This window comes from Streptomyces diastaticus subsp. diastaticus (assembly GCF_011170125.1).
Classification (GTDB): domain Bacteria; phylum Actinomycetota; class Actinomycetes; order Streptomycetales; family Streptomycetaceae; genus Streptomyces; species Streptomyces diastaticus.
On the sequence record NZ_BLLN01000002.1, the window covers coordinates 1366966 to 1388947 of the forward strand.

23 protein-coding genes are annotated in these 21982 nt (G+C 71.8%); 19 read left to right on the top strand and 4 right to left on the bottom strand.

The window, feature by feature from the left end; translation table 11 throughout:
* The first annotated feature begins 22 nt into the window (after positions 1-22).
* The 6 genes from Sdia_RS07575 to Sdia_RS07600 all read left to right on the top strand — a co-directional run bounded on the left by Sdia_RS07575 (position 23) and on the right by Sdia_RS07600 (position 4470).
* Positions 23-877 (top strand): hypothetical protein, encoded by an 855-nt coding sequence (locus Sdia_RS07575; RefSeq protein WP_189500167.1) that lies wholly within the window; start codon positions 23-25, stop codon positions 875-877.
* Positions 878-929: 52 nt separating this feature from the next.
* The gene (locus tag Sdia_RS07580) at positions 930-1571 is read left to right on the top strand and encodes a hypothetical protein (RefSeq protein ID WP_100452151.1); all 642 of its coding nucleotides are present in this window, start codon (positions 930-932) and stop codon (positions 1569-1571) included.
* 22 nt (positions 1572-1593) lie between these two features.
* A complete protein-coding gene (locus tag Sdia_RS07585) occupies positions 1594-1911 on the top strand; it encodes an SAV_915 family protein (protein WP_164379286.1) in 318 nt (105 codons plus the stop codon).
* A gap of 2 nt (positions 1912-1913) precedes the next feature.
* The gene (locus tag Sdia_RS07590; protein WP_115068751.1) at positions 1914-3371 is read left to right on the top strand and encodes a hypothetical protein; all 1458 of its coding nucleotides are present in this window, start codon (positions 1914-1916) and stop codon (positions 3369-3371) included.
* Positions 3372-3390: 19 nt separating this feature from the next.
* On the top strand, positions 3391-3984 hold the full coding sequence (locus Sdia_RS07595) for a DUF3592 domain-containing protein (protein ID WP_115068750.1): 594 nt from the start codon (positions 3391-3393) through the stop codon (positions 3982-3984).
* 183 nt (positions 3985-4167) lie between these two features.
* Complete coding sequence (locus Sdia_RS07600) at positions 4168-4470, top strand: hypothetical protein (protein ID WP_100452155.1); 303 nt, start codon at positions 4168-4170, stop codon at positions 4468-4470.
* Between the two features lie 449 nt (positions 4471-4919).
* Here the strand turns inward: Sdia_RS07600 and Sdia_RS07605 are convergent, their stop codons facing one another.
* The 4 genes from Sdia_RS07605 to Sdia_RS07620 all read right to left on the bottom strand — a co-directional run bounded on the left by Sdia_RS07605 (position 4920) and on the right by Sdia_RS07620 (position 10079).
* Positions 4920-5531, bottom strand: coding sequence for a hypothetical protein (locus Sdia_RS07605; protein ID WP_115068747.1), 612 nt, complete (start codon positions 5529-5531; stop codon positions 4920-4922).
* Entirely contained in the window at positions 5528-6973 is a 1446-nt protein-coding gene (locus Sdia_RS07610; RefSeq protein ID WP_189500166.1) for a hypothetical protein, read from the bottom strand. Before Sdia_RS07610 ends, Sdia_RS07605 begins: the two co-directional genes overlap by 4 nt.
* A gap of 115 nt (positions 6974-7088) precedes the next feature.
* On the bottom strand, positions 7089-8024 hold the full coding sequence (locus Sdia_RS07615; protein ID WP_189500165.1) for a hypothetical protein: 936 nt from the start codon (positions 8022-8024) through the stop codon (positions 7089-7091).
* Between the two features lie 60 nt (positions 8025-8084).
* Positions 8085-10079: a hypothetical protein gene (locus Sdia_RS07620; RefSeq protein ID WP_189500164.1), complete on the bottom strand. Its 1995-nt coding sequence runs from the start codon at positions 10077-10079 to the stop codon at positions 8085-8087.
* 226 nt (positions 10080-10305) lie between these two features.
* Between Sdia_RS07620 and Sdia_RS07625 the strand changes: the two genes are divergently transcribed.
* From Sdia_RS07625 to Sdia_RS07685, 13 genes are all read left to right on the top strand, one after another.
* Positions 10306-10728, top strand: a complete 423-nt coding sequence (locus Sdia_RS07625; RefSeq protein ID WP_229831067.1) for a hypothetical protein — start codon at positions 10306-10308, stop codon at positions 10726-10728.
* A 727-nt stretch (positions 10729-11455) separates the two neighbouring features.
* On the top strand, positions 11456-13354 hold the full coding sequence (locus tag Sdia_RS07630) for an alpha/beta hydrolase (RefSeq protein ID WP_189500163.1): 1899 nt from the start codon (positions 11456-11458) through the stop codon (positions 13352-13354).
* Between the two features lie 54 nt (positions 13355-13408).
* Positions 13409-14113 carry a hypothetical protein gene (locus tag Sdia_RS07635; RefSeq protein WP_189399841.1) on the top strand — a complete coding sequence of 235 codons (705 nt, stop codon included), beginning with the start codon at positions 13409-13411 and terminating at the stop codon, positions 14111-14113.
* Entirely contained in the window at positions 14110-14721 is a 612-nt protein-coding gene (locus tag Sdia_RS07640; RefSeq protein ID WP_115068741.1) for a hypothetical protein, read from the top strand. Before Sdia_RS07635 ends, Sdia_RS07640 begins: the two co-directional genes overlap by 4 nt.
* A gap of 390 nt (positions 14722-15111) precedes the next feature.
* Positions 15112-15849 (top strand): hypothetical protein, encoded by a 738-nt coding sequence (locus Sdia_RS07645; protein ID WP_124287287.1) that lies wholly within the window; start codon positions 15112-15114, stop codon positions 15847-15849.
* A gap of 11 nt (positions 15850-15860) precedes the next feature.
* Positions 15861-16688 carry a hypothetical protein gene (locus tag Sdia_RS07650; RefSeq protein ID WP_100452164.1) on the top strand — a complete coding sequence of 276 codons (828 nt, stop codon included), beginning with the start codon at positions 15861-15863 and terminating at the stop codon, positions 16686-16688.
* Complete coding sequence (locus tag Sdia_RS07655; RefSeq protein ID WP_115068740.1) at positions 16685-17983, top strand: TadA family conjugal transfer-associated ATPase; 1299 nt, start codon at positions 16685-16687, stop codon at positions 17981-17983. Before Sdia_RS07650 ends, Sdia_RS07655 begins: the two co-directional genes overlap by 4 nt.
* Before the next feature lie 5 nt (positions 17984-17988).
* On the top strand, positions 17989-18996 hold the full coding sequence (locus Sdia_RS07660; RefSeq protein ID WP_185393755.1) for a type II secretion system F family protein: 1008 nt from the start codon (positions 17989-17991) through the stop codon (positions 18994-18996).
* Positions 18993-19916, top strand: coding sequence for a type II secretion system F family protein (locus tag Sdia_RS07665; protein WP_047141088.1), 924 nt, complete (start codon positions 18993-18995; stop codon positions 19914-19916). The genes Sdia_RS07660 and Sdia_RS07665 overlap by 4 nt, the downstream gene beginning before the upstream one ends.
* 64 nt (positions 19917-19980) lie before the next feature.
* Entirely contained in the window at positions 19981-20229 is a 249-nt protein-coding gene (locus Sdia_RS07670; protein ID WP_023418858.1) for a hypothetical protein, read from the top strand.
* Positions 20230-20484: 255 nt separating this feature from the next.
* Entirely contained in the window at positions 20485-20991 is a 507-nt protein-coding gene (locus Sdia_RS07675; protein ID WP_229831063.1) for a TadE family protein, read from the top strand.
* Entirely contained in the window at positions 20991-21482 is a 492-nt protein-coding gene (locus Sdia_RS07680; protein WP_164379270.1) for a TadE/TadG family type IV pilus assembly protein, read from the top strand. The genes Sdia_RS07675 and Sdia_RS07680 overlap by 1 nt, the downstream gene beginning before the upstream one ends.
* Positions 21479-21940, top strand: a complete 462-nt coding sequence (locus tag Sdia_RS07685; protein ID WP_100452167.1) for a pilus assembly protein TadG-related protein — start codon at positions 21479-21481, stop codon at positions 21938-21940. Before Sdia_RS07680 ends, Sdia_RS07685 begins: the two co-directional genes overlap by 4 nt.
* Positions 21941-21982 lie beyond the last annotated feature (42 nt).

Sequence of the window (21982 nt, forward strand, 5' to 3'; positions counted from 1 at the left end):
CTCCCGGAAGGAACCGTGACCCGTGCCCTCGTACGACAGCTCGCGAGCACGCCTGCGCCTCGCCGACCGGCACATGGCCGTCCTCGCCCACCTGGTCGACGGCGAGAACCCGCCCGACGAACTGTGGGACTCGCTGGTCGAGCTCCAGGCGGCCGCCCTGGTCGGCGCCGAGGGTGAACTCTCCCAGGTGCTCGCCCCGTTGCTGGGCGCGCTGGCCGAGCCGATGGTGAGGGTCCGGGTGGAGGTCACCGGCGAACACGGCCCGGTCGACCACGGTGTCGTCGTCGGCCAGGAAGCCGTCTACTCGCACGACGGATGGCCCGGCGAGGAGGAGTCCGAGTACGTCCCGGTGGAGCCGACCTTCCTGGTGTGGGAGCTGGCCCGCAAGGTCAACCTCCGCAAGGACCGGACCGCCGCACCCGAGCGGCCCGTCTCCCGCCTGGAGACCACCATGGCCACCCTCGACGCCGCCTTCACCGCCCTCGCCGAACCGCGGGAGGACGAGGCCGCCCTGCTCGCCGCGACCCGCGCGGCCGTGCAGGAGGCGGACGGCGGCCTGACCGGTGTCGCCCTCGGCCTCTTCGTCGAGGTGGTCGCCTCCCTCGACGCCCACTGGCGCATCACCACCGTGTGGGACGGCGACCACGAGGGCGGGCGCACCGCGATGGTCCGCGCCCTCGCCGTCTGGGACGCGGGGCCCCTCGGCTACTGGATCCGCGAACAGCCCGCCGAGCCGGTCCTGCCCGGCGCCGTCGGCCCGGACTCGCCGCTGGTCGTCGTCGCCTCGGACGTCGGCGAGATCTGGGACAAGATCACCGACCTCCTCCCGGACAAGGCGGACCTGCGCGTGGACGAGCCGGGTACGCCGAACGCCTGACCCGCACCTCCCACCTCCCACCTCCCTCCCTCCAGCACCGCAGGCAGGACGCATGAGTTCCCCGCAGCCCGACTTCCTGGGCCCCGACGTCGCCTACCAGGCCGTCCCCCGCAAACCGGGGAGACCCCGCAGGCCGTGGCGGGCGACGCTCGTGGTGGCGCTCCTCCTGCCGCCGGTGCTGCTGGGGGCGGGGTGGCTGGCGCAGAGCGACAGCACGCTGCTGCTCCTCCTCGGCGTCCTCGTGGCCATCGTGCTCCTCCTTGTCGCCTGGGCCTGCGCGGGAGCGGGCCCCGGTACCCTCGTCGCCCTTCTCGGCTTCGCCTTCATGCTCCTCGCGGGGCCGGCGACGGCGGACACGGTCCTGGACCGGCAGGGGGTGCGCACCCCGGCCGTCGTCTCCGGCTTCGGCGAGATGAGCGTCAGGCAGGACCGGGCGCGCACCTGCGAGCTGGTCTGGAAGGACCGCGACACCGGCGAGACCGGCCGGGTCGAGACCGGCGGCAAGTCGGCCTGCACCGACGACATCGAGGCCGGCGACCCGGCCGTCGTCGTGGTCGACCCGACCGGCTGGCAGTTCCCCCGGATGGCGGACGACGTGAAACCGGCCTCCACCACGACGTGGGCGATCACCGGAGCACTGCTCGCGGCGATGGAGCTGCTCTTCCTGTGGGCGCGGGCACGGAAGTTCGACTGAGGGGGCCTCGTAGGCTGCTTCCATGGATTCCTCGCAGCCGGCATCTCTTCAGGACGCCCCGGACGTCCTCGTGGTCCCCACGTTGGAGGACGTTCCCCGCGACGCCGACGGCGCACCCGTGCTGGAAGGGAGCATCGAGGTGATGCTCCTCCCCATGGAGGCCGAGTCCGGTGGCACCACCCTCGTCGCCCTCGCGTTCTCCACCGTCGCCGCCCTGGTCGACGCGATGGGCGAGGAACAGTCCTGGGTGGCCATCCCCTCGGACAAGCTGGAAGGCGCCCTGGAGGGCTCGGGCGCCCGGGCGGTCCTGCTCGACCCGCGGCCCCCGGAAGGCGCCTGAGGATGACCGATCCGAACTTCTCGGGCATCGACCCCGACAAGCTCTCCAGGACCATCACCAGCCTGGCCTCGGGTGGCAAGATCCTCCAGCAGGGCAAGAACGCCTACACCGTCCGCTTCCGCAAGCTCGGCCTGGACACCACTCACCTCACCGAACTGGGCCGGATCGCCGCCTGGGTCGACGACGAGCTCCCCATGCTGCGCCGCCGCCAGACCTTGGCCGCCGCCATGGAGTTCGAGGGCGTCGGCCCCAAGTCCCCCGTGGTCATGGTCCGCGAGCCGGTGTGGACCGCGAAGCGGGCGCACGCCGAGGGCGGGAAGCTGGCCGAGAAGGCAGCCGGCATCGCGGACATGGACGCCGAGGAGGCGGGGCCCGCCTTCCACCGCATCGCCGTCGAACTGGCCGCACGTGCCAAGGACCCCGACTTCTCCGCCGCGTTCTACGCCGCCATGGACCCCGAGGTGGTCAAGCAGCTCCCCCTGGCCGTCGCGGCCGCCGGTGCCGCCACCGCCCAGGACGACCTCAAGGTCTTCGGCACCGCCTTCACCTCCGCGACGACCGCCGAGAAGCCCCCTCCCGGCTTCCACAAGGTCCTTGAGGTCTTCCACGGCGACCTCCCCGAGGACGAGCCGGGTGCCCTCTTCAACCGAGTGCTGATGCAGAACGACGACCCCGAACTGTGGGACAAGGCCTGGGACCACCTCAAGACGGCCATCACCGACCTGGGCGACCCCGACAAGACCTGGACGGTCCACGCGGGCCTTGTCGCGGGTGTCATCGGGGTGCAGTCCCAACTGGCGGACCACCTCTGGGAGAGTTCTCGGGTGCTCGCGGGGGACGCGAAGGCGGCGTACGAGAAGCGGATCAACGCCTTGACGCCCGGGGACCGGGCCGAGTTCAGGAGGGAGACGCGAGCCCACGCCAAGGCGTCCAAGTCGGCGTCCAGGCAGGCGGAGCGCCTCTTCGCCAAGTACGGCATGGGTTCGTTCTCCCGCCTCATGGAGACCTCCCTGGGCGACTCCGCCCGCTGGTTCGCCGACAAGGTGCCGTACGTCAAGGCTCCGCCCGCGGTGAAGGCCGGCTGGCTCGGCAAGGCGTTCAGGGTGGGAGGGCGCGTACCTCTGGTCGGAACGGTCCTGACCATCGGGGGTATCGCGTACGACATCGAGGTCCACGACGCGGACGCGGATGTGGCGGTGGTCTCGAATGCCGCGTCGCTCGGAAGCGGAATGGCGGGCACCTGGGCAGGGGTGGCTGCGGTGGGCTTCTTCGGTGGGCCTGTGGGCTGGGGCGTGGCGGCAGGCATCGTGGTGGGCGCCGGAACGGGTTACGCGGCCTATTACTTCCTCAACACCGGTACTGGGAAGAAGGTCGTACATGCCGTGACGGACACGGTAAGCAGTGTCAGTGAAGGAATCGGAGAAGCCGCCAAGAAGGTGCGCGGATGGCTCGGTTTCTGAAGGGCGAGGAGTGACCTTCATGGCGAAGAAAAAGAAGAACCGACGCGGGGAAGATTGGACGCCACCTCCCAAGTCGGCTGAGAGGCTCGCCGCGGAGGGGCGGTGGGCGCGGGACGCCGAACTGGCACGTCTCCCTCCTGTGCCCCCGCGCCGGGCCATACTGGGTATGTTCGCCATGGGTGTCGTGGCTCTCGCGGTGTTCCTCGGGTTTCTGTTGCCCTCGCAGTTCACGGTGGACGACCTCCGCTCCAGCGGGGTCACCGTTGCGGCCGAGGTGGTGGATACGCGAACGAACAAGTACGGCGACCTGAGTGCTGTCGAGGTCCGCTTCCGCACCCCGTCAGGTGAGGTCGAGGCGGAGCTTCACGATTGGGGCGGAAAGCAGCCCGAAGGTCTGTCGCCTGGTTCCACGGTCTCGGTGACGTATTCTCCGCAAGATCCGAAGACGGTCATGACTACAGGGTGGGTCGTAGACCCCCCTGGGATGACCTTTCCCGCGCTTGTCTGCTTGCTGGTTACTGTATTCCTGACAGTTGTTCCGACTCTTGCGGCAGTGCGGCGGTTCGCCTTGCTCAAGAAGAAGGAGAAGATCGTCGCATCCCATGAGGCGTGAAATGCGATTCGGTGTCCAGCGCTTCTTCGATGCCGCAGGTCCTGGACCAGGAGTGGTCTCTGTCGCGACCAGGAGAGTCCTGGCTTGAGGGGCGGGGGTGGACCCGTGAGCGTGCTTCGGGGAATTATCCGCATCCTGACGTGTGACCCCGTCCAATTTTGCAGCCGATGAGAGGAGAACGTGGTGGCCGATTCCGAGGCGAAGGTGGACAATCCGCGGAAGGCGGATCTGGAGAAGTTGCGCCGGGATCTGGCGAAGGAGGTGGAGGAGTTCAGGAAGGCGTTGAAGAAGCCGACTGAGGACATCGGTGGCGACAAGGTCTGGGTGGGGAAGAACGCGCGGGCCTGGCACACCGAGTTGAAGGGGCGGCACACGAAGGTCGGGACCCAGGTCGACAAGCTCCTGCCGCTGATCGACGCAGCGATCCGGGCTGAGCCGGACAAGGTGACACCGGGCGAGGCCCGGCAGTACACCGCTGGTTCCTGAGGGGCCGGCAGGCGCGCGGTGCGGCGGTGCCGCGTTGGCGACGAAGAAGAGGTCGAGGCGTCCTGAGCGGGGGCAGCCCCGCCGTGGTGGTGCGGGGTGGCCCCCGCTCAGCTGTCCGCAGCCCGCGTCGGAGGGTTCGCTCCGCCGCCGATGAGGGCGTAGGCGAGGGCGAGGCGGTGGTCGAGCCAGTCGGCGCGGACGGCGACGGCCCATACCGGTGGAGCACGCGGATGGCGCGGTCACCGAACGTGTCGCGGGCCGCTCGCGGTGGGGGCGCCAGATCGTGCCGAGGACGAGGGGGGACGCCGTACCAGCCCATACGCCCGGGCGGAGACGGGACTCCGGGCCGGCGCACGCTCGCTTCCGCCGCTCCCGGACGCCCTCCGCGGTGCCCCGTGGGCGAGGCGTCGCCGGTGAGGGGTGGGAGCCGACAGTTCCCGACGCGGCCCTCACACGCTCACCTCTTCGAACAACACCCGCACCCCCGACTCCGACAAGGTCACCCCCAAGGGGCGGATCCGGGTCGTCCGGAGTTCTATCGCCTCGCCGGAGTGGAGGTGGAGGTCGACTGCGGCGCGTCCTCGGCCGGCGGGGAGGAGGAGCACGCCGAGGATGTCGGTGAAGGGGATGTCGAGGGCGTCGCCGTTCTCGGCGCGGAGTTGGAGCGTGCCGTCCTGGACGGAGACGACGGCGTCGCGGGGCGGGGTGATGTCCCAGGGGTGGCCGGGGGTGCGGCCCGGTTCGTTGAGGCCCGTGCGGACCGGGTGGCACTCGGGGCCGAGGGGGTGGGCCACGCGGATCTCGGTGATCAGGGCGGCGGCGCGGCGGCGTTCGCCGACGCGCAGGGCGAGGGGGACGCCGGCGGCGAAGCCGACGAGGAGGAAGGTGAGGCCGACGGCGCCCAGTTCGGCGCGCTGCACGGTCAGGCAGTAGGCGGCGACGGCGAAGGGGACACCGGTGAAGACGGCGTACAGGGTGAGGGCGTCGGCGGCCGGCTCGACCAGGACGCCGCGTTCGCCGGAGGCCAGGCGGGCGCGTCTGCGGGCGCGTTCCTCGGTCATCGCGTACGGGCCTTCCGGGTGGTGGGGGAGGTGCACGAGCGCGCCGGGCGCGGGCGGCTGCGGGGCCGGAGGGACCGGTCCTCCCCGGAGACCGGGCGTTCGAAGTGTGAGCGGCTCCGCAGGTGGTGCCAGCACCAGGGAGCGAACTGGAGGAGGAGGCCGGCCAGGCCGAGCAGGGCGGAGGTCCGGGCGGCGGCCGGGGACTCGATGCGGACGACCGGCGCCCACCAGAAGGAGAAGCTCGAGGAGAACATCATGAACATCGTGGAGTTGAGTGTCCCGATGCTGCGGGTGAAGAGCGCGTCCTGCCGTGCCTCCTTCGCCCTGGGCCCGGGAAAAGCGGCGCCGGGGCCCCTGGTGAGACTCGGGGTGAGCGCCACCGCGCTCACCTTCCGCTCCTCGCAGGGCAGCGGCACCGCACGTCGGAAACGGTCCCATGCCGCCTCCCCGCCCGGCCCCGCGAACCAGTCGGCCCACGCGCCGAGCGGCGCCCGGGCCCCCGAGGCGTAGCGCAGTTCCACCCCGACCGGTTCGCCGTCGGGGCCCGTCAGCCTGACCACCGCGACAGCTCCCGCAGGGCCGGAGAGGGCACGGCGTACGTCCGCACCGTACGGGTCGACCACCGACAGCTCGCCAGGGAAGACCCGCAGGACAGCCCGGGAGACGAAACGCCTGGTGGCCACAGTGCCGTCCTCTTCGGGCGGCCCGGGGCAGGGGGAGATCTCCACGAGCGGGGCCGGATCGAGACGGGCGGCCGAACGGTTGCGCAGGGCCGTGACGCGTCGCACCGCCAGCCGCGCCACGGGGGCGAGGAACGCTGTCACCGCCGCCAGCAGCATCAGCCAGGGCAGGCTCGCCTCGGAGAAGAACAGCACCGTGAACGCGAGGAACCACACGCCGCCCAGCGCCATGCGCAGTGCCTGGTACCACAGAGGAAGGGCCGGCCCCGGGCTGAGGAGGAGGGTCAGCTCCTGCCACCAGGGCACGCGTGGCGCGTCGGCCCGGTCCTGGGTGGTCCGTTCGACCGGGATGCCGCACGCCTTGAACAGGGCGGCGATCCCACTGCGCCGCACCGCCTCCTCGAAGTTCAGCCAGGGCGCGCCCGCCGGAATCCACTGGTACGGCAGGAGCCGGGCCACCGGGCGCCCCGACGCGTCCAGGAGCCACACCTCACCGGCGCCACGCTCACGGGCGGCCGTCTCGGCGTCCGGGAAGACCAGCACCGCCCGGCTGATGCCCTGCGGGCCCGACAGCGGGTACCGCCTCTCGCGGCGCTCGCCGAAGAACCCGCGCGAGCGCAGGACGAGTGCCTTGCCGTCGAAGAACAGCCGTGACCAGATGCTGATCTCGGCCCCGGACCCCGGTTCGGCCGCGGGGCGGAGCGCCGGCTCCGGCGCCGTGCGAGGCCGGTCGTGGGGGCGTACCGCGTCGGTGGTGGACATCGCTGGGGAACTCACTGCCGTGGGCGGAGGGGGCTGGCGCCCACCGTACGAGAGCCTGCCCGTACCGTCCACGGGCGGTTCCGGCTGAACCTGCCCGGACGGCGGTCGCCGCCCGTCAGCCGTCGGTCCCGTCCTCCTCCAGCAGCCTCCGGAGCTGCGGGGAGAGTTCGGGTACGGCCGCTCCGGCCGCCTGGGCCGCTCGGAGGTCCGCCAGGTGGCGCAGGGCCGCCTCCCGGCCGCGCTCCTTGCGGACGCCCTGTCGGTGGCCCAGCACCCAGACGGCGATCGCCGAGGCCAGGCCCAGGACCAGGCCGGCGTAGCCGACCGGCTGGTCCTCGACGTAGGCCCAGACGGCCGCGCTGGTTCCGGCCAACGCCAGCAGCCCTCCCAACTCGTCGTGCCAGCCGCCCTGACCGGCCGTCCGCTCCCAGGCGGTGACCTCGGCCGGCTTGTGCGGGGGCCGGACGTCGTCCGCGTCGCGGGGAGCGGACGGCGGCGGTGGCGGAGTCGTGCCCGTGGCGGCTCCGGGCGGCGCGACCTCTGGCAGCGGGTACCAGGGTTTGCTCGATCCGCCGGCCTTCCCCACCAGCCAGTCCGGTACGTGGGTCAAGGTCAGGCCGTGCGCCTGAGCGAGGGCGAGAACCTCGCGGTAGGCGGCGAGGACCGGGTCCCGGCGGGCCCGCTGCCACCGCGCCACGGCCCACCCCATGGCGGCGACCGCCAGAACGGCACAGACGCCCGCGCCGGCGAGGAGGGCCGGGCGGTGGGCCGTGAGTGGGGGCGAGATCTGGTCGGCGACCGCCAGCCCCGCCGCCACGATCAGGAGCAGGAAGGCGAGGCAGCCGGGGCCGGTCGTGGCCGAGCCGCCGGCCAGAGCGTCACGTCCCCGCCGCAGTTCTTCCCGCACCTTCTCGTCGTCCGTGAAGTCCACGCCCACCCGCTGCCCCACGCGGCGTACGGCCTCGTGCAGGGCGGGGTCACGGCGCAGCTCGGCGCCGCCCACCGGAAGCAGTGGCGGGGCGGCCGGGGACGTGTCGCGGCTGTCGGACATGGCGGGCAGCGTACCCACTTGCGGGTGACAGGGGTGCCGTCGGGCCAACTTCCGTGCCGGTCAACGCTGTTCGGCGGCTCGGCGGAAGTCGCCCCGGTTCACCAGCGGGGCCAGCGGGCCGCCGGTGAGGGAGCCGTAGCCGGTGGCCGCCCACAGGCTCTGCTCCGGCGGGACCTCGTAGTACGGGACGAGGCGGCCCTCGTGCCGGACGGTGAGGGACTGCGGGGTGCGGCGGGCCGCGAGGGCGGCGGCGCACTCCGCGCAGACGGCGACCGTCAGCAGGTTCCGGCGGCCCAGCATCCGCCAGGACACCTCACCGGCGGTGGCCAGGCCGTGGAACGGGTTGAAAAAGCAGGTCAGCGGCGTGTGCGGCTGGGCGGGGACCGAGCGGCGCGAAAGCAGCCGCCTGCGGCTGGGCCGGGCCGCGTTCATCGCCGCCCGGATGGGCGCGGTGCCCTCCTCGACCAGGGCGACCACACCGGCGAGGTCGGCGAGGTCGCGGGCGCCGTCCAGCACGGTCCCGGCGGCGGCGTACGCGTCGAGTGCCCGCTCCATGCCGGGCGTTCCGCCGGGCAGTGCGACCGGGGCCTCCGCGATCAACAGACCCAGCTCTGGAAGGAGTTCGGCGGTCCTGGCTCGCTTCCGGACGAAGGCCGCCTCCTCGGCGGTGGTGAAGACGGTGCGCGGTTCCGCCCGGCGCTCGCCCGGGTGGCGCCGGACGTACACCGCGCCGACGGCCGCGCCCACGAACAGCGGCAGCGGGACGAGCCAGTTGACGCTTCCGCCCGCCCCGGCCTGCCCGGCCAGCGCGACGACCGCCGCCAGCCCGAGGGCGGCCGAGGCCGCCAGGAGCGGGCCGCGCCGGTCACGGGCTCGGGACGGTTCTGTACGCACCGGCGTCTCCTTGATCTCGCGGACGAGGGCGTTGAGGCCCCCGTGGACGGCGGGCAGAGGGCCGGCCGCCTCCAGGTACGGCACCCGGGTGTGGCGCGGCCCGGGCAGCAGGAGCAGGCCGGGGGACGGGCTGACGAAGGGGAGCCGGAGGTAGTCGGAGCACAGGGAACAGACCGGCAGTTCGGTGCCGGGGCCGCCGCCAGGCACCCGCAGCCGCTCGCGGAGGCTGGCCGGGCCGTGCAGCGGGTTGAGCGCGCAGCAGGCGGCGGCCATCCGCACCGGAGGCCGCGTACCGGGCCGGGCCCCGCAGATGCCGAGTCCCGCGCGGACGCAGCGGACGAGGATGAGGGCGGCGGCGAGCGCGGCGGGGTCGCGGTCGCGGTGGCCCCTGCCCACCTCGTCCGGGTGGCCGACTGCCAGCACGGCGGCGTCCAGCCCGGACCAGACCCACTCCCTGGCAGCCCCGGCAGGCAGCGCGGCTGATTCGAACTCGGCCAGTGCAAGCCGCAGTTCGCGCTGGAGCGCGCCGGTCAGCCAGCGACGGGAAGGCTCGGCCGGCGCGGTGAACACCGGCTGGGCGTCGTCCCGCGCGTACCGCAGGACGAGCGGGACCCCGTGCCCCAGCCGCCCGCGGACCACGTGGAGTAGCGCGGTGCCGACCCGGAACAGGAGGAGGAGCAGCAGCGCGGCCACCGGCCCGACGAGAAGCACTCCCGGCCAGAAGTCCCCGGACCACAGCGGCGCCAGCTCCCGTACGCCCTCCCGCCCAGCTCCGGTCCGCTCCCCGGTTGCCCCCAGCGTCCACAGCGCGGCCCCGGCCACCGCCACGGCCACCCCGGCGGCCGCCCGGGCCTCCCCTCGTGTTGGCCTCAGCGCGGGCGGCTCCTCCTCCGACCCCGCCGCGATCACCCGCCCGTACCGGGCCCGGCGTACGACCGTGCCCGACAGCAGGACGCTCAACGGCAGCAGGGCCAGCAGCCCTCCGGTCACGAAGCTCTGGTTCCGCCGCTCGACGGGCGAGGTGACCCCGTCCGCCCCGGCAAGCACGTGCCGGGCACCGTCCGGCGCGACGACGTGCGCGGCGACCACGAGCCCCGCGCCGAGCGCCAGGGCGAGCAGCAGCACGGAGAGCCAGGAGGCGGTGGGGCGGCGGTCGGTCATCGGGCTCCCCTCATGCCGGTGTGCCCGTCGGCGTTTCCTCCCAAGGACCCTATTACCCGCCCTGATGCGCTGACCGTCACCCGCTGGACCGAAAGGCCCGAACCACCTGATCTCGGCCGACTCTCGCAGGCTTCGCCGTACCGCTGCGAGGTGTGTGGCGGTGGTGCGAGGCTCGGACGGCGATCGGCGGAACACTCGCCGGAACCCGAGAGGAAGGAGCGCCGGGGTGGGCGGGCTCGACAGGACGCGCGGCGTGCGGCTGAGGCGGTCGGCGGCCGCAATGGCGTTGTCAGGGATGCTGGCCGGCTGCGGGCTGAGCGAGCCGAAGCAGACCTACGAGCAGGCGTACGAGGCGATGCGTCCGGATGCCATGGCGGCGATGAAGGAGGCGTGGCCGGGTGTGGAGATGGAGAAGGACTCCGGTGGCACTGAAGAGTGCGGAGGGCTGGACATCAGCGCGGACAAGGATGCGAGCAAGCTGTCGGCGCACGTGACTTATCGGGGAAATATCCGGCCGGGGGACGAGCGCAGCCTTGCGGAGTTGGCGCGAGCGGCCGGGAAGCGACCTGATGGAGCGCGGGTGGCGCAGTGGCGTCGAGGGGAGAATACCGGACGAGGAGGGCCTGAAATTTTCGGTGAAATCCTCTAGCAGAGTGAGATTGCAGATGGAAAAGCCCGGGGTTCATGGCTGGGTCGTCGTGTTGTTGCACGCGGACGAGCCGAATGATTACGGTGTTTCGATGTCCGTGTCCACGAAGTGCCTGCGAAACCCCGCATGGGGAAACGGGGAGGAGAGGTGATGGCCCAGCCTGCGGGAGGCCCGACCTCGCCGCGCACCGGCGGTCACTAGTTCGTTTTGTCGACCTCCTTCAAGGCCAGCGCAGCGGATTTCTGTTCCAAGGAGGCGGCCGCTACTCGGAGCTTGGCCGTGTGCACCCGGAGTTCACCCCGTATGCGGGTCGCGGTGGGGCCCTGCCACCGATCCGCTGACGAAGGCTTCTCGTCTTTGGCGATTCGGGTGGCCTCCTCCAAGAGCCCTCCGACGTCGTCCGCGAGCTTGCGCAACTCGATGTGCTTTTTCGGCACGGTAATTCCCCCTCGTGCGAGGCTTGATGTCCCCGGTGTGGTGCCGGGGATTGCCTGGCGGGCCACGGTAGTCGGTCGGGAAGCGGTAGGTTTCATTCCTCCCGGTTCGGCCATCACATTTCAGCCCCCTGCGCGCGAAAAGTGTGCCAGACGCGCTTAGCCCATGGCCCGACCCATCGCAGGTCGTGTGGTGGCGCTGTCAGGGAAGGCCGCTCAACCCAGGTGCGTTTACGGCCAGTTCAGTCGCTTTCCGGCGTCGGCGCGACTGGTGGCAGATACCTTTCCGGGCCATGGGAATGGTTCTCGCTGATCCGGTGATGCTGGAGAAGCTCGCCGCGTCGATGGATCGCACCGCCAAGGAGATCCCCGCGCTGAGGAGGAAAGCGTCCGAACTGGATGTCCTGAGCGAGGTCGGCCACCTGTCGCCGCTGCTGAGCTATCTGAACGAAACGGCCCGTGAACTGCGGAAGAAGGCCGGCATTCTGCGCACACCGTCGGAGTCCCCCTTCGGCGCACTCGCGCAGTACGGGTTACCCGCCGGGTTGGCGCGCAAGCCGGGTGCGGGCAAGGAGTTCGAGGCCGGGCTGAAGAAGGTTCTGGCCAAGTACGAAACGGCCGTGCCGGAGGCGCGAGCACGGGCGGTCAAGGACTACGTGGAAGGTCTCACGCCCGAGCAGCAGGCCGCGTTGGTGGTCGCCGACCCGGCGACGGTCGGCAACCTTGACGGTGTGCCGCCGCCCCTCAGGTTCGCGGCCAACCGGATCTCCATACAGCGGCAGTACGAGAAGGAGAAGCGCCACTTGGAGGGGCTTGCGGCCGACGGCCCCGCCTCTCACCGCTCCTTGGTGCGACTGAAGGCGCTGGCGCAGTTCCTCGCCCCGCGGACACAGAAGACCAGGAATCCGAAGGACGGTTCGCCGGTTTACAGCGACGTGCCGCGCCAGTTTCTGGTCTTCCAGCCCGATGCGGGCTCCGTCGCGGACCCTGAACAGTCTCCCTTCGCGGACGGAAAGGTAGCCGAGGTTGTCGGGAACCTGGAGACCGCGAAAGACGTGGCCTTCCGCATCCCGGGAATAACCAATCGTCTCGACAACTTTCAGGGTTTCACTCAGGGAGCCTTCGATCTGATGGCTGACCCGAAAGGGTTCGAGCGAACTGACGGCGCTGTGGTCAGTTGGCTGGGGTATGACACGCCAGAGCTAGGAGATTCGATCGACCCGGCGAAGGCCGAGGCAGGCGGGCGTGACCTCGGAGTCTTCCGGCGTGGAATCGACGTGAATCTGCGTCCTGACGTGACGACGGGGATATTCGCGCACAGTTACGGCACTCTGGTCACAAGTAAGGCGTTGCAGTACGGGATGGACGACGTCAACAAGGTTGTCTTCATGGGTAGCCCAGGGCTCGGCCCCAATATTCGCAGCATGGCAGATTTCGACATGCCGAATACGCAATTCTTCGCCATGCGTGCCCCCGAGGATGTGGTTTCTTATACCCAAGGTCACGGAGGCGACCCGGCGGATTTCCCGGATGCCATACGGTTGGGGACCAAGGGGGCGGTCGGTCATTCCGAGTACTACAAGTTGGGAAAGGGGGGTCTGGGAAATTTGAGGAGGGTCTTCGCCGGTGAGAACGACCAACTGGAGACCACCGACACCACCCTGGACGAGGAGATGATCGGCGCAACCGAAGTCCGCAGCCTCGTCGGATTTCTCCAGGAGCGCCTGACGCCGGACGAAGTCGCCCGTCTCGGTGGGGACATCGACCCGATCGCCCAGGGCATCGTCAGCGGACGGATGGGTTTCACCGACGCGGCGGGGCCCCTGTACGTGAGTCTCAAGGACCACGACCTCCTGGACAAAGTACCGCCCAGCGAGCTGTTCTCCGAGGTCACGTCGCTGGCGAGTGACGTCGCGGCGAAGGAGACCAACAAGAGGATGCTGGCGGGAGGTTCCTCGGAGGAGAAGGCGATCCTCTACGCGGGTGCCGCCAAGGCCGCCTCGTGGGGTCTGGCCGAGGTCGTCACCCAGCCTCTGGAGGTCGCCGCCAAGGGCACCCGCGCGGTCAACAACTGGACGCAGTTCGCGGAAGTCCTGGCTGAGGGCGACCTGAACACCGAAACCTGGAAGAAGTCCCTCGACAAGGGCTCTGACGCGGTGACCGCGACCATCGACCTGCTGAACCCCTTCTGACCCGCAGATCCCGCACGGCACGTCCCCTCCTCCTAGGTGAAAGATGCGCGCCCCATGCCACAGAAGCCGTCCAGTCCCGGCCCGTCCCAGCTCGCCGAAGCCGTCAGGCCGGTGATCGACTCGGTACTGCCCGGGGCCGAGGTGACCCTGATCAGTTCCCCCCTGTCCGTCCACGGCGTGGCTGTGACGGCCGTCAGCTCCGTGGACACGCGTACGGCCGACCAGCTCTACGACGCCTTCGCCTCCCGCCTGCGGGAGGACGGCTGGTCGGTGGACGAGCGGCCGAGGGCGGCGGACGAGCCGTATGTGGTGGCGGGCAAGGCCGGCCTGGGTGCCGCCGGCTTCAGTTGCCGACCGGGAGGCGTCTTCTTCAGCCTGCTGCCGGACAGCACCCGCGAGAGGCCGGCCGGGGTGGACCTGCCCAACGAGCGGGAAGCGGCACAGCGAGCGGTCGCCGCCGAGATCCGGGAGGCGATCGGGGCGGCCTTCCGTCGGCCCGTCCACCCGGACGACCTCTTCGGCGAGCCGGAACCCGGTTCTGTACGGGTAGCGGGATGGCCCCGGGGTGGGGACGGGCCGGACAATGAGGCAGCACTGGAAGCGAGTTCCGCGTATCTGCGAGCGCGTGGCTGGCAGGACCTCCCCGAGCCGACGGACAGCGACGACCGTTCCGTGAGCCTCTACCGGGAGGGAGTGAAGGGTGCCCGCCTTTACGCGGCCAACGGGCAGCTCATCTTCACCGGGGAGGTCAGGGGATGACGGCGACACGGACGCCCAGATTCCCGGGGCGGGCGACCTACCGGCAGGCGGCGGTGGTGCTCCTGGTCTCCGGCCTGCTGGCCGGGTGTGGTCTGGGAGAACCGGACCAGACCTACCAGCAGGCGTACGACGCGATGTATCCGGACGCGAAGGCGGCGACGGAAGCGGCTCTGCCCGGGGTGGAGGTGGAACAACTCACCCGGGACACTACGGAGTGCGGGGGGCTGGACGTCTCCGCGGACAAGGATGCCAGCAAGCTGAGCGCGTATGTGACGGTCGGCGGTGAGGTGGATGCCGACGACCGGCGCAGCCTCGCGGATCTGGTGCGAGCGGTGGGGGCGCGGCTGGTGGATCAGGGATGGAGGGCCCAGATTCCGGACCGTTCTGTCGTCGGCGGTGAATCGCCGGCGCCGGAGGGGGAGCTCGCCTTGACGGAGAACTCCGAGGAGGCCGCTGAGATGTCACTGCGGAAAGCGGATGTGCACGGTTGGGTGAACATCCGGGCCGATGTGGTGGAAGGGTTCGACTGGCGTGAGGTCACTACGTCCGTGGCTACGAAGTGCCTGCGCAACTCCGAGTGGAAGGAGGGCGAGGACCAAATCTGGTGACCGGCCGCTCGGTGGCGTTCTGGGGAGATTCTGGGGAGATGCGGGGCGCAGGGGGCTCGCGGAGGGCCCGTGCGCGGGGCTGCGGACCGGTCCAGGCAGGGTGCGGAAGTGGGCGTGACGAGGTTCCAGGGGCGGGCCGGGAACCGCCCGGCCCGTCTCCGGCGTGAAAAGCACCAGTCCGCCAGCCGGTCCTGAGGGCGGTTCAGCCCTTGAGGCGGGTCCGTCCGCTGCTGATACGGTGCGTTGGCCCGACGCGTGACCGTGCGCGGCGCGCCGGACCGCCAGGCAGGCGGGGAGCGGCGGACGACCGCAGGTGGTGTCGCCACCTCTGCGGGCCGGGCGGCACCGCGGTGCCATGACGACGGATTCTTGGGTACGGGGAGCGGCTGCGTGAAGATCCAGGAGCGTGTGGGTGGGGGCAACAACCGGGCCTCCGCACCGGCTCAGCCGGGTGCGGGGGAGCGGCTTCCGACCCCGCCCAGGGAGCGCAAGCCGGCCCTCGCGGCCCTCGCCGTCCTGCTCATCCTCGTAGGCGCCCTCGGCGCGACCGTGCTGGTGCTGCGCGCGGGCGACCGAATATCGGCGATCAAGATCGAGAAGGAGATCCCGGTCGGGGCCGCCGTCACCGACGACGCCGTGACCGAGGTCCTCGTCGCCGCCGACGAGTCGGTGCACTACGTCGAGTGGTCGCAGCTCGCCTCGCTCAAGAAGCTCAAGGCCAAGTACACGATCCCGAAGGGCGCCGTCGCCGTCGGGGAGATGTTCGCCGAGGGCACCGGGCTGCCCGAGGGCAAGGTCAACGTCGGCCTCTCCCTCAAGGAGGGCCAGTACCCGTCCGGGCTCAAGCCCGGTGACACCGTCACCGCGTACCGGGTGGGCGACGCCGCCGCCAAGTCGCGCAACGACGGCGCCCAGACCGGCTCCGGCTCGACGGCGGGCGCCCCGTTGGTCGAGAGCGCGCAGATCGCGCTGGTCAAGGAGGCCGAGGAGGGCACGGTCAGCTCCGGCACCCTGCCCGTCACGGTCACCGTGGACAAGGCTGTCGCCGGACCGCTCGCCCAGGCGGCCAACGCCGGTGAGGTGGCGCTGGTGCGTCTGCCCGCCGGCGGCGCCTCCGACGGCAACTGAGGGGGCCCGCCATGGCCTTGATCGCCCTCGCCGCCGACAAGGGCTCGCCCGGCGTCACCACCGCCGCCGTCGCGCTGTCCGCCGTCTGGCCGCGCCGTGTCCTGCTCGCCGAGACCGACCCGGCCGGCGGTGACCTGCTGTACCGCAGCGCCGCCGCCCACGGAGGCTCGCTCGACCCGAACACCGGGATGCTCTCCATCGCCGCCACCGCCCGGCGCGGCCTCGTCCCCGACCAGCTCTGGGACCACACCCAGCCGCTCTCCGGCGGACTCGACGTACTGGTCGGCATCGGCAGCGCCGAGCAGGCCGCCGGGCTCACCGGGCTGTGGCCCACGCTCGGCCAGTCCTTCGCCCAGCTCGGCGACTCCCCGCACGCCCCGGCCGACGTCATCGCCGACTGCGGCCGGATCAGCGGCGACACCGCCGCCGTCGAGCTCTTCCCGCACGCCCAGCTCGTGCTGCTCGTCTCGCGGACGACCCCGGAGGCGCTGGCGCGCGTACGGGACCGGGCGGGCCATCTCACGCAGCGGCTGCACGGCGGGCCGCGCGGGGCCGCGGGGATCACGACGCCGCTGATCGGGGTCGTGCTCGTCACCGACCCGGGCGGCTCGGCCAAGCTCGTCCACCAGGTCAACGACATGCTGGTGGCCGGGCAGACCGGCGCCCGCGTCGTCGGCACCCTCGCCGAGGACCCGGCCGGGGCCGACCAGCTCGCCGGGCGCCGCCGCGGCCGGCTCGACAAGTCGCTCCTCATCCGGTCCGCCCGGAAGATCAGCGCCGACCTGTACCAGCAGTTCGGCGCGGCCTGGAGCACCCCCGCCGCGGGGGCCGGGCGATGAGCGTCGACCACCAGCTCGTCAAGCGGTTCCGGCAGGACGCCGGTGACCGTATCGCCGAGCAGCGCCGCCTCGACCAGGTGTCCGGCGTCGCCGCGATGTCCGGCGAGGACGAGCGGCAGTACGCGCGCGCCGTCATCGCGCAGATCCTGGAGGAGTACGCCCGCGCGGAGATCAACGCCGGGCGCGCCCCGCTGGACGCGGAGACCGAGGAGCAGTACGCCGCCGCCGTGCACGCGGCGCTGTTCGGCGTCGGCCGGCTCCAGCCGCTGCTGGACGACCCCGACGTCGAGAACATCGACATCAACGGTGCCGACCAGGTCTTCGTCGGGTACGCCGACGGCCGCGAGGCCAAGGTCGACCCGGTCGCCGAGTCCGACGAGGAACTGGTCGAGCTGATCCAGATCCTCGGTGCCTACTCCGGTCTCTCCTCGCGTCCCTTCGACTCCGCCAACCCCCAGCTCGACCTGCGGCTGCCCGACGGCTCCCGGCTCTCCGCCGTCATGGACGTCACCCGCCGCCCGGCCCTGTCCATCCGCCGCGCGCGCATGGGCAAGGTCTTCATGTCGGACCTGGTGGGCAACGGCACCCTCACCCCCGAGGTCGGCCACTTCCTGGCCTGCGCCGTCCGCGCCCGGAAGAACATCATGATCGCCGGGGCGACCAACGCCGGAAAGACCACCCTGCTGCGGGCGCTCGCCAACGAGATCCCGCCCGCCGAACGCCTCATCACCGTCGAACGCGCCCTGGAACTGGGCCTCGACACCTTCCCCGACCTCCACCCCAACGTGGTCGCCTTCGAGGAGCGCCTGCCCAACTCCGAGGGCCAGGGCATGATCTCGATGGCCGAGCTGGTACGCCGCTCGCTGCGTATGAACCCTTCCCGGGTCATCGTCGGCGAGGTCCTCGGCGACGAGATCGTCACCATGCTCAACGCCATGTCGCAGGGCAACGACGGCTCGCTCTCCACCATCCACGCCAACAGCTCGCACGAGGTCTTCAACCGCATCTCGACCTACGCCCTCCAGGCCAGCGAGCGCCTCCCCATCGAGGCCAGCCAGATGCTCGTCGCGGGAGCCGTCAACTTCGTCGTCTTCATCCAGCGGCGCAACAACTACCAGACCGGCGGCCGGCTCCAGCGCATGGTGACCTCCGTCCGCGAGGTCAACGGCGTCGACGGACGGGTCCTGTCCAGCGAGATCTTCGCCGAGACCCCGGACGGACGCGTCGTCCCGCACGCCCCGATCGCCTGCCTCGACGACCTGGTGGCCTTCGGCTACCGGGGGAACTGGGCGTGAGCCGCATGAGTCATCCCCTGCACCTCGCCGCCGGCCCGCTCGACGGCATGGGCGGCCTCTTCTCCCTCCCCGTGCTGTACGCGCTGGGCTGCGGCCTCGCCGTCGGCGGCGGCCTCGCCCTGCTCGTCACGGCCATCCGGGGCCTGCCCGCAAAGCCCGAGCACGAGAAGGCCAAGGCCGGTGAACGCGCCGCCGAGCTGCTCCGGTTCGCCGGGCAGCGCGGCTCGCTCGCGGCCGGCGTCGGCCTGGTCGTGCTGCTGGTCACCCGCTGGGCGGTGGCCGGCCTCGCCGCGGGCGTCCTCGTCTTCTTCTGGGACAAGCTCTTCGGCGGTGCCGCCGAGGAGCGCGCCGCGATGCGCCGGGTGGAGGCGCTCGCCTCCTGGACCGAGTCGCTGCGCGACACCATCGCCGGCGCCGTCGGCCTCGAACAGGCCATACCCGCCTCGGCCCGCGCCGCCGCCCCCGTACTCCGTCCGCACCTGGACGCCCTCGTCGACCGGCTGCGTTCGCGCACGCCGCTGCCCGAGGCGCTCCAGCACCTCGCCGACGAGATCGACGACGCCTCCGCCGACATCATCGTCGCCGCGCTCATCCTCAACGCGCGTCTGCGCGGCCCCGGTCTGCGGCAGGTCCTCGGCGCGCTCGCCAAGTCGGCGCGCGAGGAGGTCGACATGCGCCAGCGCGTCATGGCGCAGCGCTCCTCGACCCGCCGCTCCGTACAGATCGTGGTCGCCGTCTCGGTCGCCTTCGTCCTCGGCCTCGCCGTCTTCAACCGGGACTTCGTCGCGCCGTACGGCACCCCCGTCGGCCAGGCCGTGCTCGCCTGCGTCTGCGGTCTCTTCGCGCTCGGCTTCTGGTGGCTGCGCAAGCTCTCCACCATCGAGACGCCGGAACGCTTCCTCGTCCGCGACCAGCCCGCCGTCCAGCAGTTCGTCCGGCCCCGCACCCCTGACGCGCCGGGCCAGGCCGCGCCCTACGGGGCCGCCCCCGAGCAGGAAGGGACGCGGCGATGAGCCTGACCACGCCGATCCTCATCGGCGCCGTCCTCGGCCTCGGCATCTACGCGCTGGTCCGCGCCCTGATGCCGGCCAAGTCCAGCCCCGTCGCCCAGGTCGCCCGTATCGACGCGCTCCGCGCCCGGGGCAGCGCGTACTCCTCGGGGCGCGGCACCGGCGACAGCACGGGCCGCCTCGACACGCTGCGCTCCAAGGTCGGTACGCGCGTCGCCGAGCTGTACTTCCAGCAGGGCTGGGAGCAGCGCTCGCTCCGCGCCGACCTCGCGGTCCTCGACCGGAGCTGGGAGAAGTTCCTCGCCACCAAGGTGCTGCTGGCGGGGGCGGGGCTGTTCTTCGGCCCGTTCCTCTTCGTCATCGTGTGGCGGCTCGGCTTCGGCTCCAGCCCGATCATCCCGGTGTGGATGGCGCTCGCCTTCGCCCTGGTCTTCTTCTTCCTGCCCGACCTGGAGGTCCGCCGGGACGCCGCCGACCGCCGCCGCGACCTGCGGCGGGTCATCGGCGCCTACCTCGACCTGGTCTCCATGAGCCTGGCGGGCGGGCGCGGCCTGCCCGAGGCGCTGATGGCGGCCGCCGAGGTCAGCGACGGCTGGGCCGCCAAGCGCATCCGCAACGCCCTCAACGACGCCCGGATCACCGGGCACAGCCAGTGGCAGGCCCTCGGCGAGCTGGGCGAGGAGCTGGGCATCGAGGAGCTGAAGGACCTGGCCGCCTCGCTGGCGCTGGTCGCCGACGACGGCGCCAAGGTGCGGGAGTCGCTGGCCTCCCGCGCGGAGACCATGCGGCACCGCGAGATGGCCGAGATCGAGGGCGCGGCGGGCGAGAAGTCCCAGTCCATGCTCGTCGCCCAGCTCCTGCTCTGCGCCGGCTTCCTGGTCTTCCTGATCTTCCCGGCCGCCATGCGTGTGTTCCAGGTCTGACCGGTACCCCGCACCCGACCCTTCGACCCCTTCGACCCCGTCGACCCCACCGAGAGGACTCGCCATGCGATTCGGACGGAGCTTCAGCCACCCCGCCGTCGACTTCCTGATCACCTTCCTCCAGGCGCGCGTCGAGCGCGCCCGTGACGAGGACACCGACCGCGGTGCCTCCGCGGTCGAGTGGGTCATCATCTCCGCCGTCGTCGTCGCCATCGTCGGCGTCGTCGCGGCCATCCTCAACGCCGCCCTCAGCGAGGGCGCCAACAAGGTGGGCGACTGCATCAAGGGCGCCGACGCGGGCAGCACCTGCTGATCCCGCTCACCGAGGGCATGCCCGCGAAGTCCCGCACGGTGCCCGGCACGCACTCTCGCCCTACCGGGCGAAAGCCCGAGTACGTCCAGTACGAGAGCTTCCGCCCGGCGCGCCGAGAGCGCGCACCGGGCACCGCGGACACCGCACAGGACTTTGCGGACACGCCCTGGCCCCGGACGCCCCGGGGTCCGGGCCGCGCGCCCGGCCCCCCTGCCCTCCATCCATGAGACCGCCTGTCCCAGGAGCCCCGAACCCGTGCAGCCCGTACCGAGAAGGCCAGGTCCCCGAGGGGGGCCGCACCGCGCCGTGCCCGCGCGCGGCTCGGCCCCGCGCCGGTTCGCCGCCTCGCGGCGGGCGGCGGCCAAGGGCTCGGGCGACAGCGGGATGACGGCGATCGAGTTCGTCTTCCTCACGCCGATCCTCTTCTTCATGATCTTCGCGACGGTCCAGTTCGCGCTGTACTTCTTCGCCGACCACGTCGCCCAGGCCGCCGCCCAGGCCGGGGCCCGCAAGGCCCGGGCCACCGCCGACGAGAACCCCGGGGGCTGGCGCGGGGAGGCCCGTACGGTCACCGACGCCTACATCCGGCAGCTCGGGCCGCAGCTCGTCGTCAGCCCGGACGTGACGATGCTCCAGCCCGAACCGAACACCGTGGGCGTGGAGATCACCGCCCGCATCCCCACCGTCTTCCCCGGGCTCGACCTCACCGTGCACGCGCGGTCCTCCGGCCCGGTCGAGCGCTTCGTCGAGGAGGGCGGCTGATGACTCCGCCGGCACCTACGGCGCGTACGAGGCGCCTGGCCTCCCTGGTACGGGACCGCCGGGCCAGGCTCCTCGGCCGCCCCGGGACCTCCCGGCCCGCCGCCGACGCGGGGATCTCCACCATCGAGGTGGTCATCCTCGCCCCGGTGATGATCCTCTTCATCCTCGTCCTGGTCGCCTTCGGCCAACTGGTCGACGGACGCGGCGCGCTGGACGGCGCCGCCCGGGACGCCGCCCGCGCCGGGTCGATCCAGAAGGACCACGGCACCGCCCTCGCCGAGGCCCGCCGGGCCGCCGAGGCCAATCTCGCCGGCGTCTGCACCGGCCCGGTCAGCGTCCGCCAGACCAGCGCCGGATTCGAGCCGGACACCCTGTTCACCGTCGAGGTCAGCTGCCAGATCCGGGGCCTCGCCATGATCGGCGTGAACGTCCCCACCACGCTCACGGCGAGCTTCAGCTCGCCCCTGGACCCGTTCCGGAGGACGGCGTGACGATCCCCGAGCGGCTGCGGGCCGCCGCAGACCGGCGCCGGCCCGACGACCGGGGCTCCGGCGCCGGGGCGGTCATCATCTTCGCCCTCGTCTTCCTCGCCCTGGCCGCCTTCGTCATCGACGGCGGACTCTCCATCTCCCAGCGCGAACGCGCCGCCGACATCGCCGAACAGGCCGCGCGCTACGCCGCCCAGGACATCGACCGCGAAGCCCTCTACGAGGACGAGGGCGGCCCCGCCCCCATCAACTACGCCAACTGCGGCACGCGCGTGCGCCAGTTCGCCGCCGAGATGGGCATGAACGGCGCCGACATCGCGGCCAGCGGCTGCGTGGCCGCCTCCGTCGACCAGGTCGAGGTGGAGATCCAGCTCACCTACGACCCCGTCTTCACCGGCATGTTCTACGGCGGAGCCGTCACCGTGAAGGGGCGCTCGGTGGCCGAGAACGCCGTCGGCTGAGGCTCGCCTCCCGGCCGGGGCCGGGATCGGCCGGGCTCCGTC